The sequence below is a fragment of the Rhizobium laguerreae genome (genome assembly GCF_002008165.1).
Lineage (GTDB): Bacteria > Pseudomonadota > Alphaproteobacteria > Rhizobiales > Rhizobiaceae > Rhizobium > Rhizobium laguerreae.
On sequence record NZ_MRDM01000017.1, the window covers coordinates 122,948 to 136,467 of the forward strand.

12 protein-coding genes are annotated in these 13,520 nt (G+C 61.8%); 7 read left to right on the forward strand and 5 right to left on the reverse strand.

Annotated elements, in window-relative coordinates; all coding sequences use genetic code 11:
* Positions 1 to 265: 265 nt before the first annotated feature.
* The 3 genes from BS630_RS24620 to BS630_RS24630 all read right to left on the reverse strand — a co-directional run bounded on the left by BS630_RS24620 (position 266) and on the right by BS630_RS24630 (position 3,192).
* The gene (locus BS630_RS24620; protein WP_017962124.1) at positions 266 to 1,135 is read right to left on the reverse strand and encodes a tetratricopeptide repeat protein; all 870 of its coding nucleotides are present in this window, start codon (positions 1,133 to 1,135) and stop codon (positions 266 to 268) included.
* A gap of 135 nt (positions 1,136 to 1,270) precedes the next feature.
* The gene (gene rpsU / locus BS630_RS24625) at positions 1,271 to 1,486 is read right to left on the reverse strand and encodes a 30S ribosomal protein S21 (RefSeq protein WP_003542939.1); all 216 of its coding nucleotides are present in this window, start codon (positions 1,484 to 1,486) and stop codon (positions 1,271 to 1,273) included.
* A 176-nt stretch (positions 1,487 to 1,662) separates the two neighbouring features.
* Positions 1,663 to 3,192: an adenylate/guanylate cyclase domain-containing protein gene (locus tag BS630_RS24630; RefSeq protein ID WP_231285448.1), complete on the reverse strand. Its 1,530-nt coding sequence runs from the start codon at positions 3,190 to 3,192 to the stop codon at positions 1,663 to 1,665.
* Positions 3,193 to 3,549: 357 nt separating this feature from the next.
* Between BS630_RS24630 and BS630_RS24635 the strand changes: the two genes are divergently transcribed.
* A complete protein-coding gene (locus BS630_RS24635; protein ID WP_077979479.1) occupies positions 3,550 to 5,721 on the forward strand; it encodes a CHASE2 domain-containing protein in 2,172 nt (723 codons plus the stop codon).
* A gap of 6 nt (positions 5,722 to 5,727) precedes the next feature.
* Here BS630_RS24635 and BS630_RS24640 read toward each other — a convergent pair whose 3' ends face one another.
* Positions 5,728 to 6,750 (reverse strand): FecR family protein, encoded by a 1,023-nt coding sequence (locus tag BS630_RS24640; RefSeq protein ID WP_017962120.1) that lies wholly within the window; start codon positions 6,748 to 6,750, stop codon positions 5,728 to 5,730.
* Positions 6,751 to 7,003: 253 nt separating this feature from the next.
* Between BS630_RS24640 and BS630_RS24645 the strand changes: the two genes are divergently transcribed.
* From BS630_RS24645 to BS630_RS24670, 6 genes are read left to right on the forward strand one after another with little or no spacing between them, the layout of a single operon-like run.
* Entirely contained in the window at positions 7,004 to 8,257 is a 1,254-nt protein-coding gene (locus BS630_RS24645; RefSeq protein WP_017962119.1) for a sarcosine oxidase subunit beta family protein, read from the forward strand.
* On the forward strand, positions 8,257 to 8,658 hold the full coding sequence (locus tag BS630_RS24650) for a hypothetical protein (protein ID WP_077979481.1): 402 nt from the start codon (positions 8,257 to 8,259) through the stop codon (positions 8,656 to 8,658). The genes BS630_RS24645 and BS630_RS24650 overlap by 1 nt, the downstream gene beginning before the upstream one ends.
* Before the next feature lie 12 nt (positions 8,659 to 8,670).
* The gene (locus BS630_RS24655) at positions 8,671 to 9,012 is read left to right on the forward strand and encodes a sarcosine oxidase subunit delta (RefSeq protein ID WP_017962117.1); all 342 of its coding nucleotides are present in this window, start codon (positions 8,671 to 8,673) and stop codon (positions 9,010 to 9,012) included.
* On the forward strand, positions 9,009 to 12,002 hold the full coding sequence (locus BS630_RS24660; protein ID WP_077979483.1) for a sarcosine oxidase subunit alpha: 2,994 nt from the start codon (positions 9,009 to 9,011) through the stop codon (positions 12,000 to 12,002). The genes BS630_RS24655 and BS630_RS24660 overlap by 4 nt, the downstream gene beginning before the upstream one ends.
* Complete coding sequence (locus tag BS630_RS24665; RefSeq protein WP_077979485.1) at positions 11,995 to 12,543, forward strand: sarcosine oxidase subunit gamma; 549 nt, start codon at positions 11,995 to 11,997, stop codon at positions 12,541 to 12,543. The genes BS630_RS24660 and BS630_RS24665 overlap by 8 nt, the downstream gene beginning before the upstream one ends.
* 43 nt (positions 12,544 to 12,586) lie before the next feature.
* Positions 12,587 to 12,985: a VOC family protein gene (locus BS630_RS24670; RefSeq protein WP_077979486.1), complete on the forward strand. Its 399-nt coding sequence runs from the start codon at positions 12,587 to 12,589 to the stop codon at positions 12,983 to 12,985.
* A gap of 15 nt (positions 12,986 to 13,000) precedes the next feature.
* Here the strand turns inward: BS630_RS24670 and BS630_RS24675 are convergent, their stop codons facing one another.
* The gene (locus tag BS630_RS24675) at positions 13,001 to 13,489 is read right to left on the reverse strand and encodes a MaoC family dehydratase (protein ID WP_027667785.1); all 489 of its coding nucleotides are present in this window, start codon (positions 13,487 to 13,489) and stop codon (positions 13,001 to 13,003) included.
* Positions 13,490 to 13,520 lie beyond the last annotated feature (31 nt).

The window sequence follows — 13,520 nt, forward strand, 5'->3', positions numbered from 1 at the left end:
AATGCGCATGGCCCGCAACGGTTTTCGCTTGCGGCCAGGAAAGCAAAGATCCGCATCTCTCGCAAACCGCCCTCAACCCGTGTTCGAACGCCCGATAGCAGGCTATCGAAGCAGGTCCATGTTAGGGGGAGCAAGAGCAGGTTGCAACATACTATGAGACGCCGCCGACGATGACAGGCGCTTTTCCGCTTTCTCTTTTTAATGCGGTGCGACCGGCGAAAGTCCGTTCGGCTGCCCGATGTTCCGGGCCGCCCAACTCAAGTCCTTAGCCGGCTGGGGCGACGCCGACGCGAGCAAGGCCGTCACGAGCCGGCTGGTACTTCGGATCGAGGCCGATCGCGTGGCGATAGGAGCGGGCAGCCTTCGCCTTGTCGCCTCGGCGTTCGTAGACGAGCGCCTGGTTGGCCCAGGATTCGGCGATGTTGCCGTTAAGCTCGATCGCATGGTTGAAATCGGCAAAGGCGTTGTCGTCGTCGTTCAGCGCGATATAGGAAATGCCGCGGCCATTATAGGGCTCGGCCGAATTCGGGGCGAGGGAGATCGCTTTCGAGAAATCGTCGATCGCCTTATCCTGCTGATTGCGCTTCTGGTAAATCAGGCCACGATTGTGATAGGCGCGGCCATCGGTGGTGCCGAGCTGGATCGCCCTGTCGAAATCGTTGAAAGCCTGGTCGTCCTGGCCAGCCATGCGATAGACATTGCCGCGGCCGATATAGGCGACGTCGTAGCTCGGATTGATCTGCAGGGCGGCATTGTAATCGGCAATCGCCTGAGCCTGCTGGCCCATGTTGCGATAGACGAGCGCGCGGTTGGCGTAAGCCTGGAAAAACCGCGGATTGATCTGCAATGCCGTGTTGAAATCGTTCAGCGCCGGGCGGAACTGGCCTGCGCGGCCATAGGCGGAACCACGGACGTTGTAACCTTCGGGATCCCTCGGATTGGCGTTGATAACAGCCGTCAGCGAGGCGATATTCTCTTCCGAGCCCTGCGCCTTATCGATGCGGATCACGGCATCCGTGGTATTGGTCGTTTCGCAGCCGGCGAGGCCGAACATTGCCGCCAGCGCCAAAGCGGGCAGGAATGCCGTTTTCTGCAAGCGCAAAGCGCGGGACGGATTAAAGGTGTTGACAGCCATTCGGGCTCGCTTTCCCCATGCGGCATATCCGGTGCGCGGATATGCGCTCTTCAGCGGCAAACTAAAAAAGGCGGCGGCGAACCCATCGCCCCCGCCACAATGCATCTGAAAACGTCGAAAAAACGACGGCAACGCTCAGCGTGCTGCGACCAGACCTTCGCGCTGGGCGCGCTTACGGGCCAGCTTGCGAACACGACGAACAGCCTCGGCCTTTTCGCGAGCACGCTTCTGCGACGGCTTCTCGTAGTAGTCGCGCATCTTCATTTCGCGGAAAATGCCTTCGCGCTGCATCTTCTTCTTGAGAGCGCGGAGAGCCTGATCAACATTGTTATCGCGGACAAGTACCTGCACGAGAATCACGTTCCTTTGGTTGGTTGATGCCGGAGGCGGCGCAGCGGCCAGAGGCAAAACAATAACGTTCGCGCGGCCGCAGCCTTGCGATTGGTGATGCGGGATAGCAGATTGGGTACGGGAAGTCCAGATGGATATGGAAGGCGGGCGGAAAAATCACGCTTCGCCTGATCCGGTCATGATCCGGTCGGTTCGGGGGCGGCTTCATCCAGCGCGGCGATTGCCTCATTGAGAGCCGTCCTGACCCTGAGGCGGTCGGCAGGCTCAAGCCGGCTCATATCCAGGTGCAGGTCGAGGCCGGAGAGGTGCTCGCTCAGAACGCGGCTCTTGTGGTCAGCACTGAGCGTCAGCCCATCCACCCCATAGGGCACGATCTCGCGCTGTATGCCCTTCATCGTGATCGGCGGCAAGGGATGAGCGTCGACGATTTCGTTCACCAGCGCATAGGTTTCGTAGCTGATGACGATCTCTCCTCCCTCAGCGATCGATTGCAGCCGGGCTGCGAGATTGGCCTCCGCCCCGATGATCGTATAGTCCATGCGGTCGCTGCTGCCGAAATTGCCGACGTTGCAATAACCGCTGTTAATTCCCATACGGACGACGAAAGGCTCTTCGGTGCCGTTTCTGCGCCACCTGTCTTTGAGTTCGCCGAGACGGCGTTGCATGTCGACGGCCATACGCAGACATGCTTTCGCATCCTCCTCCGGCCCCTTGGTTTCGGGATCGCCGAAGAAGACCAGCATCGCGTCGCCAATGAATTTGTCGACCGTGCCGCCATGCTCCAGGGCAATGTTCGACATCTCGGTCAGATATTCGTTGAGCATTTCCGTCAGCGCTTCCGGCTGCAGCCGCTCGGTGGTCGCGGTGAAATCCTTGATGTCGGAGAAGAAAATCGTCAGGCGCTTGCGCTCGGTATGGACCACGACGTCTTTCTGTCCGCTGAAGATGCTCTTGTAGATCTGCGGCGAGAGATAGCGCGAAATCTTCAGGGAAACGCTTGCCAGGAATTCGTTCGCCGCTTCAAGGTCCCGGTTGGCGCTATGGATCGCGCGCGCCTGCTGCCGCTGCAGCAGAATGAAGCTGAGGCCGATGATGGCGACAAATAGAAAATAGCAGAGCAGATATTTGAAGGCGAAGACGTTGCTTACATAGGGTTGCTTGATGACCACTTCCTGAATGCCGCGGACATCGCCGACCTTCCAGTCGGTCTTCGGGCTTTCCGGATGGCTGTTATGGCATGCAACGCAGGCTTGCCCCATGAGCACTGGGGTGATGAACCGCACGGTATCAGTCAGTCCGACGCGGGTGAGGTCGTTCAGCGTCTGCTGCGGATTGGCACGCAGCTCGGCCAGCGCTCGTCTCTCGAAATCGTCGAGCTCGTGGGAAGCGCGGCTTTTGAACGGCAGGTCGGAGACGAAACGATAGGTGATATTGGCCTGCTGCTCCTTGATGACGTCGCCGAGCTCCAGGGAAAGCGTGGCCGGCAGCGGAATGGCGCCTGATATATTGGCGTAATTGTGGGAGACAACCGTGCCTGCAGTTGCGCCGCTGGCGTGCGCGGCCAGGACGCGCCCCACGACATTGGCGGAATAATACGAGCGGATGCTTGATATCAGCGAGCTCATGTCGCGCGCCTGGCGCCTGAGCGTGTTTCCGGAGAGATCGCTGATGTCGAGCCAGACGGAAAGCGGCAGCCCGGCGAGCATTGCCAGAACGACGACAATCAGCCAATAGCCGCTGCGGCGCGCGGCGGTTTCCGAAATCACGGGAGCCTCTCATTATCTCATCTAAAACGCATTCACCCTTCGATCGTTACAAGAACATTTCGTTCCTCGCCCGGCAAGATCGGACCCCTTGTCGTCCAAGCAAAAACTTAGCCGAACTGGCGGCGTCGCTGAATTTGAAGATGCTGTTGCACCGGTGGACGGAAAGAAAAGGCGGGAAACCGAAAAGAAGCGCCTGGAGCGCAGGTGCGAATGGCGTTCGGGCTGAAAGCGGCGTAGCCTGTCAGCCGGCAGTGCGGGGCCGCTCGAGCGGCCGTGGGAGGGACAGCCGGTGAGATCATGACGCGCGAGCAGCAAATCGGTGTCGTTATCGGTCTGATCATCGTGACTCTGCTGACGATGCTGCGCGCCGGCGATCCCGGGATGTTTAAGCTGATCCGCGGCGTGACGTTCGATGAGTATCAGCGGCTCGTTCCCAGGATCTTCGAGCCGATGCCGGTTCGTGTCATCGACATCGACGAGACTTCGCTCAGCGAATTCGGCCAATGGCCGTGGCCGCGGGATCGGCTGGCCCTGTTGGTGGACCGGCTCTCGGAAATGGGTGCCGCGGCCATCGCCTTCGATGTTCTCTTCTCCGAGCCGGATCGGTTGTCGCCGCGCAATGTCGTCCGTGAGGTGGTCGGGGTCGATCCCTCGCTTGCCGAAAAGCTACCCGACAATGACGAAATATTCGCCCGTTCGATTGCCGACAAGCCCGTTGTGCTGGGCTTCGGTCTTTCCAACGCAGGCAATTACCGGCCGCCCGTAAAAGCGGGCTTCGCATTCACGGGCGAAAGCCCCATCTCGGCCCCGCCCCGTCTCGGCGCTTCGACGCCGCTCAGACCGCAACTGGAGGCCAACGCGGCGGGCCTCGGCCACATCAGCCTCAACCCGGGAAACCCTTCGCCGGTGGTGCGAGCGGTCCCGCTGTTCCTGACCGATGGGGAACAGCTCTATCCGAATCTCGCGGTCGAGGCGCTGCGCGTCGCGCAGGAAGCATCGACCTACGTGGTATCGGGCGCGCCCGACCACGCGGGTATCATGACATCGGCTAAGATCGGCGATTTCGTCGTGCCGCTGACGGCGGCGGGCGAGCTCTGGCTCTATGTCACTCCCGACCGGGCCGAGCGGTATATCTCCGTCCGTCAGGTGCTTTCGTCAGGTGGCGCCTCCGCAGAAGTCGAAGCCGCCATCGTCGGAAGCATCGTCTTCGTCGGCACATCGGCGGCCGGCTTGCAGGACATCCGCGTTACCGCACTGGGCGAGAACGTTCCGGGTGTCTCGCTGCATGCGCAAGCGGTGGAGCAGATCCTCTCCGGCCAATTCCTATCTCGGCCCGACTGGGCGGATGGCCTTGAAATCCTCGTCATCGCAGTGCTTGGATGCCTGCTCGTTGTGGTGACGACTTTCGTCAGCCCCGCCGTCGCGCTCGTCTGCGGTTTGCTAATTACCGCTATGGCGCTTGTCGCGTCGTGGCTCGCCTTTCTTTATGCAGGACTTCTCTTCGATCCGCTGGCGCCGATCATCAGCGGATCGATCACCCATTTTGCCGCGACCTCGTTCAAGATCCTGGTGATCGATCGAGAGCGACGCGAGGTGCGGCGCGCCTTCGGACATTATCTTTCCCCGTCGCTGCTCCACCGTATCGAGCATAATCGCGATGCATTGCGTCTCGGCGGAGACGATCGCGAGTTGACGATGATGTTCGTCGACGTCAGGAATTTTACCGAAATGAGCGAGCGGCTGGCGCCGACGGATGTCGTCGCTTTCCTCAACACGCTGCTCGATGCGTTGAGCCGTCATGTCGTGGCGAATGAGGGCACGCTCGACAAGTTCATCGGCGACTCGATCATGGCATTCTGGAATGCGCCCGTCGATGTGGCGGATCATGAAGCCAAGGCTGTTCGCGCAGCGCTTGCCATGCGCGAGACACTCGCTGAATTGAACGCCGCCGACGCCTTTGGCTTCGGGCCTGATCAGGAGGTCAGCATCGGTATCGGCATACATACTGGCCTTGCCTGCGTTGGCAATATGGGCGCCAAGACCCGCTTCAACTATTCGGCTGTCGGAGATGCCGTCAACGTTGCGGCTCGGATCGAGTCCTCCTGCAAGGAGGTCGGCTTCGATATCCTCATCTCCGACAGCACGGCACGGTCAGTGCCGGAAATGGCGCTGATCGAGGCCGGCGCGCTCCCGCTAAAGGGGAAGAGCAACCGCACACAGATCCTCGCCGTTGTCGGCGATGAGCGGGTCGCGGCATCTCAGGAATTTGCCTCGCTCAAGGTCGTCCATAACCAGTTGATGCAGGCCCTGCAATCACACTCAAGGAATAGCCGGAAGCTTATCGGTACGGCAAAGCTCAGGGCTGTGCAGGTGATCGGCGGTCTGGCTGAATTCTACGAGCGCGTATACCGCAGGGCCGATCATTTCCGCGAGGTGCCGGAGGAGGTCGAAAAAAGCGCCGCAGACTGACAGGCCTCAGCGACCGCGATTGAAATTATGACCCCTGTCGTGGTTCCGATCGTTGTCGTGATCGCGATCTCTATCATGGTGGCGCTCGTGCCCCCGATGATCCAAACCGTGATTTCCGGGCTTGCCGTCATCGTCATGCCGGCCATGGCCATCATGCTTGTCGGGCCTGTCCGGTTTGTCATGATGGGGCTTATCGTGGTGCGGCCTGTCATGATGAGGCTTGTCATGATGCGGCTTGTCGGGCTTGTTCGGTCGCTCCTTTTGCGGCTCGGCCTGTCTCTGTGGCGGATCCTGCCTTTGCGGAGCAGGCGCAACTGCCGGTGGAGGCCGCGTTCTGTCTTTTCTTTCCGGCGCAACGGAGGCCATATTGCAGCCGCCGAGCATGCCGATGCCGCCCGCAAGTCGCTGATTGCCGGAGAGGAAGGGTAGGGCGCGCTGATTTCCGAGCGTCGCGAGGATGCTGGGGTCGACCCGGCGTGCCGCGGACATATCGCCATTCGGCTTGGCCACCACGCAATCGCAGCGTTGCTGCAACTGCCGGCAGCCGCCGGGGCCGCAGAAACGGGCAGCACCATTCAGCAACACGATGGCGGTCGTGCCATCCGGGCCGACGTAGAAATCGAAAGCGGTGCCACGTACGCCGATCGTGCCGGCGGGAGTCAGGATCTGGTAGGCCGAGGAGTTGGAATTGCCGCTGACCCAGCGGAATGTGCCCTTTGCCGCCCTAATCGTCAGTTTCTTGACCGATTGGGAATCATCGAAGACATATTTGTCGATCACGACCGACGAACCCCAGCCGACCGCGAGCTTCGTGCCGTCACGAAACACGAATTGGCCAAGCCCCGATTGCGACGTCTTGATGCGTTCGTTGCGATGAACGCGGGTGTCGACCTCGATCGGCCCACTCTGTCCCGTCACCTGCGTCTTGACGACGACGGCCTGGCCGACCGGCTCGGCGGCGAGCGCCGGCCATGCGCCGTTTAACGCGATGCAAAGCGTCGCGACTGATACTGAGCGCCAACCCCACATGATACACATACCCCACAACATGTGATTGTTAACATTTTAGTAATTGCTTGTCTTCTAACCCTCTTGGGTTAGGCGGCCGGTCGACGGACAAGCAGAAACGCTGCCGCTTGCGTCATTCGCCTGAAGCGGCATTCTCTTCAGCGTGTCGAAACCAAAGCTCTCGCGCGTCGCAAAAGAACCGTTGTGCCGCATTTGGATTTGCGATTTGTATGAGCGCGGAGAACAAGCCCTTTCCCGAAGGAGAAGAAGGCGGATGCGGAAATATTCGGTTTTTGCCGTGGCACGGGAGGCCCTTCGCGGCCACAGGGGCTGGGAGAAGCAATGGAATTCGCCTGAGCCGCGCGCCGAATACGACGTCGTCATCATCGGCGGCGGCGGCCACGGGCTGGGTGCTGCCTACTATCTCGCCAAGGAGCATGGCATTACCAATGTGGCGGTGATCGAGAAGGGCTGGCTCGGTGGCGGCAATACCGGGCGCAACACCACCATCATCCGCTCGAACTATCTCTACGAAGAGAGCATGCACATCTACGAGCATTCGATGAAGCTCTGGGAGGGGCTTTCCCAGGAGCTCAACTACAATGTGATGTATTCGCCGCGCGGCGTGATGATGCTCTCGCACAATATTCACGACCAGCAGTCCTTCAAACGGCATATCCATGCCAACCGGCTCTACGGCATCGATAATGAATGGCTGACGCCGGAGCAGGCGAAGGCCTATTGTCCGCCGCTCGATATCTCGGCCAGCGCGCGCTACCCGATCAACGGGGCGGCACTGCAGCGGCGCGGCGGCACGGCCAGGCACGACGCGGTTGCCTGGGGTTATGCGCGGGCCGCCTCAGACCGCGGCGTGCACATCATCCAGAATTGTGAAGTGACCGGCATCCGGCGCGGTCCGGACGGACGGGTGACCGGGGTCGAGACCTCACGCGGCTTCATCGGCGCCAAAAAGATCGCCGTCTCGGCGGCCGGCCATACGACAACCATCATGCAGATGGCTGGTGTGCGCGTGCCGCTGCAATCGAGCCCTCTACAGGCGCTGGTCTCCGAGCCGCTGAAGCCAATCTTTCCCTGTGTCGTCATGTCGAACACGGTGCATGCCTATATCTCCCAGTCCGACAAGGGAGAGCTCGTCATCGGCGCCGGCACCGACCAGTATAATTCCTATTCCCAGACCGGCGGGCTGCAGATCATCACGCACACGCTCGACGCCATCTGCGAGCTCTTCCCGATGTTCCGGCGCGTCAAGATGATGCGGCAATGGGGCGGCATCGTCGACAATACGCCGGATCGTTCGGCGATCCAGTCGAAGACGCCGGTTCCCGGGCTTTACGTCAATTGTGGCTGGGGTACCGGCGGCTTCAAGGCGACGCCGGGCTCGGCCAATCTCTTCGCGCATCTGATTGCTCGCGACGAGCCGCACAAATTCAACGCCGGGCTGACGTTGGAGCGCTTCCGCAGCGGCCGGCTCATCGACGAAGCGGCGGCGGCGGCGGTGGCGCACTGATGTGGACGGCGGCTTTCCTGACGATCGGGATCAGCGGCGCGGCAATGCCGGCCGGTGACGTCTTTCCCGGCGTCGGGGATTTCCGCCTGCAGGAGATCCACAGGGCTGCCGGCGAAAGCGAATGGCCCTTCGTTGCCGAGAGCGGCACGCTGCTTTGCGCGATGGTCCTGCGCCAGCCAGCCGTCTATTTCGTGCCTGAGGTCGGCGGAACGCCGGGACGTGCCTTCGTGATCGACAACGATATCGCCAAGATGGCCTTTGCGAACATCGGCATGACCGGTGTGCTGGAGCCCTATGACAATTTCGAACAGCTTCTCAAGCGCCTCATCCCCTATGTGACGATGGGAAAGCGTCTCTGCAATCAACCTCCTGGAACCAATGTTTCCGGATCGGAACTCTAAGACGGGTAACACATGCTGCTGATCTATTGCCCCTACTGTCAGGAAGAGCGCTCCGAGCTCGAATTCCGTGGCGCGGGTGACGCGCATATCGCGCGGCCCGCCGACATCGCCTCGATCTCGGACGAGGAATTCGAGGCCTATTTCTTTCTGCGCGACAATCCGAAGGGGCTGATCTTCGAACGTTGGCGGCACATCCACGGCTGCGGGCGCTTCTTCAATGCGGCGCGCGATACGGTGACCGACAAGTTCATCGTGACCTACAAGGCGGGTGAGCCGAAGCCTGAGATCGGCACGGCGGCCCAGCAGCATGGGCCTGTCGAAACATATGAAGCCGTGGAAGGAGAGGCGCAATGAGCGGCGTGAACCGTATCGCCGGCAAGGGGCGCCTGACACCGGCCAGAACCGCGCGCTTCAGCTTCGACGGCAAGAGCTATACAGCGCTCGAAGGCGATACCGTCGCCTCGGCGCTGATCGCCAATGGCGTGCATCTTGTCGGTCGTTCGTTCAAATATCACCGGGCCCGGGGCATTCTGTCGGCAGGCGCCGAGGAGCCGAATGCGCTTATCGACGTTTCCCGCGATACGGCGCGCAAACAGCCGAACGTGCGCGCCACCGTGCAGGAAGTCTTCGACGGCATGATCGTCAGCTCGCAGAACCGCTGGCCCTCGCTTGCCTTCGACATCGGCGCGGTCAACAACCTGATGTCGCCGTTCTTCGCGGCCGGTTTCTACTACAAGACCTTCATGTGGCCGCGCGCCGCATGGAAACACGTCTATGAACCATTCATCCGCCGCGCCGCCGGCCTCGGCGTCGCGCCGACGGAGGAGGATCCGGACCACTATGCCAGCCGCTATGCGCATTGCGACGTGCTGGTGGTCGGCGCCGGCGTGGCCGGGCTTTCGGCGGCGCTGGCTGCGGCCGAGACCGGTGCCCGGGTGATCCTTTGCGACGAGCAGGCGGAAGCGGGCGGCGCATTGCGTTACGGCGCCAGCATCAGGATCGACGGCGAGGACGGCAATAGCTGGGCGCAGAAGACCGTGGCGCGGCTGAAGGCGATGGACAATGTCGAGGTGCTGGTCCGCACGACAGCTTTCGGCTACTACAACCACAATTTCGTCGGTCTTGCCGAGCGCGTCACCGATCATATCGCCAAACCTACCCGCGATCTGCCGCGCGAGCGGCTTTGGCAGGTCCGGGCGAAGCGCGTGATCCTTGCCACCGGTGCGATCGAGCGGCACATGGTATTTCCGAACAACGACCGGCCGGGCATCATGCTCGCCTCGGCGGGGCGGATGTATCTCAATCATTACGGCGTCGCCGTCGGGACCAAGGTCGGCATCTACACGGCGCATGATTCGGCCTACGAGGCGGCCTTCGATCTGAAACGATCGGGTGTTTCGATTGCCGCGATCGTCGATAGCAGGCAGGCGCCGGGAGCGGCAGTGCTGGCGGAGGCGCGTGCGCTCGGCATCGATGTTCTGGCCGGCCAATCGGTCGTCAACACGTCGGGGCGGCTGCGCATCTCGTCGATGACGGTGGCTCGCAACGGCGGCAGTTCGCCGCGCAAGATCGCGGTCGATGCGCTGCTGGTTTCGGCCGGCTGGACGCCGTCCGTCCATCTGTTCTCGCAGTCGCGCGGCAAAGTGGCCTTCGATGCAGAAAGCCAGCGTTTCCTGCCCGGCTCCTATGCGCAGGACTGCCTCTCGGTCGGCGCCTGCAACGGCACCGACGATCTGCAGCGGACGATCGAGGAATCGCTTGCCGCCGGCGAGCTGATGGCACAGGCCACCGGCAGAAGCAGCGGCGAGAAGATCGCAATTTCGGCCGAGCAGGCTTATGACTGGACGGGCGGCATGATCGGCGCTGCCGAAGGCGCCGGGCCGAAGACCAACGCCAAGGCCTTCATCGATTTCCAGCACGACGTCTGCGCCAAGGATATTCGCCTTGCCGTGCGCGAGGGCATGCATTCGATCGAGCATATCAAGCGCTTCACGACCAACGGTATGGCCTCGGACCAAGGCAAGCTCTCCAACATGCATGGCCTGGCGATTGCCGCCGAAATGCTCGGCAAGGAAATCCCGCAGGTCGGGCTCACCACTTTCCGTGCGCCCTATACGCCGGTCACCTATGGTACGCTGGTCGGCCATTCGCGCGGAGAGCTGTTCGATCCGACACGCAAGACGCCGCTGCACGGCTGGGAAGAAGCTCATGGCGCGGTCTTCGAGGATGTCGGCAACTGGAAGCGCGCCTGGTTCTATCCGCAGGCCGGCGAGAGCATGCACCAGGCGGTGGCTCGCGAATGCCGGACGGCACGCGAGGCGGCTGGCATCTTCGACGCCTCGACGCTCGGCAAGATCGAGGTGGTGGGGCCGGATGCGGCGGAGTTCCTCAACCTCATCTACACCAATGCCTGGGATACGCTGAAGCCCGGCAAGGCCCGCTACGGCATCATGACCCGCGAGGATGGCTTCGTTTATGACGATGGCGTTGTCGGACGCCTGGCGGACGACCGTTTCCATGTGACGACGACGACCGGCGGTGCGCCGCGCGTTCTCCATCACATGGAAGACTACCTGCAGACGGAATTCCCGCATCTGAAGGTATGGCTGACCTCGGTAACCGAACAATGGGCTGTCATCGCCGTGCAGGGGCCGAAGGCGCGCGAGATCGTCGCGCCGCTGGTCGAAGGCCTCGATCTTTCGAGCGAGGCATTCCCGCATATGAGCGTTGCCGAGTGCACGGTCTGTGGCGTGCCGGCGCGGCTCTTCCGCGTCTCTTTCACCGGCGAAACCGGCTTCGAAATCAATGTGCCGGCCGACTACGGCCAGTCGGTACTCGAAGCGGTCTGGTCCAATGCCGAGCCGCTCGGCGCCTGCGTCTACGGAACGGAGACGATGCACGTTCTTCGCGCCGAGAAAGGCTACATCATCGTCGGGCAGGATACGGATGGGACGGTGACGCCCGATGACGCCGGGCTTTCCTGGGCTGTTTCGAAGAAAAAGACGGATTTCGTCGGCATTCGCGGACTGAAGCGGCCGGATCTCGTCAAGGACGGGCGCAAACAGCTCGTCGGCCTCGTCACCAAGGACCCGAAGCTGGTGCTCGAGGAAGGCGCGCAGATCGTCGCGAGCCCGAACGAGCCGAAGCCAATGACCATGCTCGGCCATGTCACATCTGCCTATTGGTCGGAAAATTGCGGCCGGTCGATCGCGTTTGCGCTCGTCGCCGGCGGCCGGGCGCGGATGGGCGAGACGCTCTATGTGCCGATGCCGGACCGGACGATCGCCGTCGAAGTGACGGATCTGGTATTCTTTGACAAGGAAGGGGGCCGCATCCATGGCTGATGTCGCAATTCGCAAACCGGCGCTTGCCGGACGTTTCGGCGGCTCCGCAGCGGTGCGGCTGACGACCGCTCCCACTGCCAGCCGGGTGGCGCTGCGCGCGCCGGCGGAATCGCTTGCAGCACTTTCCTCTGCTCTCGGCCTGGCGCTGCCGGATGCCCCGAAGACATCCGGCCGGGCCGGCGCCCGATCGGCGCTCTGGATTGGGCCGGACGAGTGGTTGGTGATCGACGAGGCCGGCGCCGATCTGATGGCAACACTTTCCGGTGCCGGCACGCTGCATTCGGCGACCGACGTTTCCCACCGCAATGTCGCGATCATCGTCTCGGGACCGGGTTCGGAGGCGACGCTTTCGGCCGGTTGCCCGCAGGATCTGTCGCTTTCTTCCTTTCCGGTAGGGGCTGCATCGCGCACGGTGTTCGGCAAAGCGGAAATCGTTCTTTTCCGTACGGAAGAAGACACGTTCCGAGTGGAGTGCTGGCGGTCGTTTTCGGATTATGTCTTCGGGCTGCTGAACGAGGCGGCTGAAGACGCGGGGCACTGAGTCTCAGCCATCGCGGGCGTTTGCTCATTCAAGGAGTAAGCGAATGCTGCACCATGCCTCCCTCGGCGTTTCCGACATCGAGTGGTCTGCGGCATTTTACGATGCCGCCCTCGCCGCGCTCGGTTATGTCAGGGTCTGGGACGATATCAGGCCGGGACAAACGGGGCAGGCCGTCGGCTACGGCCTTCCCGGCGGCGGAGATAAACTGGCGATCAAGCATCGCCCGGATGGCCAGCGTGCGCCCGGTCCCGGCTTTCATCTCGCATTTGCTGCTCCGAATCGGCAGGCGGTCGATCGGTTTCATGCGGCGGCAATCGCGCATGGCGGCAGTGACAATGGCCGCCCCGGCCTGCGGCCCCATTACGGTGAACACTATTATGCTGCGTTCGTCATGGATCTCGACGGACACGCTCTCGAAGCCGTGTTCAATTCAGCCGAGTAACAAAAGCAGTCTTGTTCAGACGTCCTCGGGACGGTCCTTCGGGTCGAATTGGATGATGGTGATCCATTTTGCCGTCAGCGCCGGCTTCTTCTCGTTTTCGATCTCGATCGTGACGTCATAGGTGGTCATCAGCATGCCGGCGCCGCGGAAGCGGGCTTCGGAAAGCAGGAACCGGCCGCGGACACGGGCGCCGCTTTTCACCGGCGTCATGAAGCGGACGCGATCGAAGCCGTAATTGATGCCGAGGGTCTGTTCGCGCACTTTCGGCAGGCAGTTGTAGTTCATCGTCGACAGCAGAGACAGGGTCAGGAAGCCGTGGGCGATGGTACCGCCGAACGGGCTCTCGGCCGCCGCGCGCTCAGGATCGACGTGGATGAACTGATGGTCGTCGGTCGCCGACGCGAAGGCGTCGATCATCGTCTGGTCGACGGTGACCCAATCCGAAAGGCCCGTCTCCATGCCGATCAATCCCCGCACGTCGGAGAGAGAAATTTCCGTGACCATGAATTCCTCGTGAAATAAGCCGCCGCGGCAA

What these genes read in the sequence shown, in the direction of transcription:
- BS630_RS24665 (WP_077979485.1), top strand. Translation starts at nt 11,995, where the DNA reads ATGGCTGATGTCGCAATTCGCAAACCGGCGCTTGCCGGACGTTTCGGC.
- BS630_RS24620 (WP_017962124.1), bottom strand. Translation starts at nt 1,135, where the DNA reads ATGGCTGTCAACACCTTTAATCCGTCCCGCGCTTTGCGCTTGCAGAAA.
- BS630_RS24675 (WP_027667785.1), bottom strand. Translation starts at nt 13,489, where the DNA reads ATGGTCACGGAAATTTCTCTCTCCGACGTGCGGGGATTGATCGGCATG.
- BS630_RS24635 (WP_077979479.1), top strand. Translation starts at nt 3,550, where the DNA reads ATGACGCGCGAGCAGCAAATCGGTGTCGTTATCGGTCTGATCATCGTG.
- BS630_RS24640 (WP_017962120.1), bottom strand. Translation starts at nt 6,750, where the DNA reads ATGTGGGGTTGGCGCTCAGTATCAGTCGCGACGCTTTGCATCGCGTTA.
- BS630_RS24660 (WP_077979483.1), top strand. Translation starts at nt 9,009, where the DNA reads ATGAGCGGCGTGAACCGTATCGCCGGCAAGGGGCGCCTGACACCGGCC.
- BS630_RS24630 (WP_231285448.1), bottom strand. Translation starts at nt 3,192, where the DNA reads ATGCTCGCCGGGCTGCCGCTTTCCGTCTGGCTCGACATCAGCGATCTC.
- BS630_RS24645 (WP_017962119.1), top strand. Translation starts at nt 7,004, where the DNA reads ATGCGGAAATATTCGGTTTTTGCCGTGGCACGGGAGGCCCTTCGCGGC.
- BS630_RS24650 (WP_077979481.1), top strand. Translation starts at nt 8,257, where the DNA reads ATGTGGACGGCGGCTTTCCTGACGATCGGGATCAGCGGCGCGGCAATG.
- BS630_RS24655 (WP_017962117.1), top strand. Translation starts at nt 8,671, where the DNA reads ATGCTGCTGATCTATTGCCCCTACTGTCAGGAAGAGCGCTCCGAGCTC.
- BS630_RS24670 (WP_077979486.1), top strand. Translation starts at nt 12,587, where the DNA reads ATGCTGCACCATGCCTCCCTCGGCGTTTCCGACATCGAGTGGTCTGCG.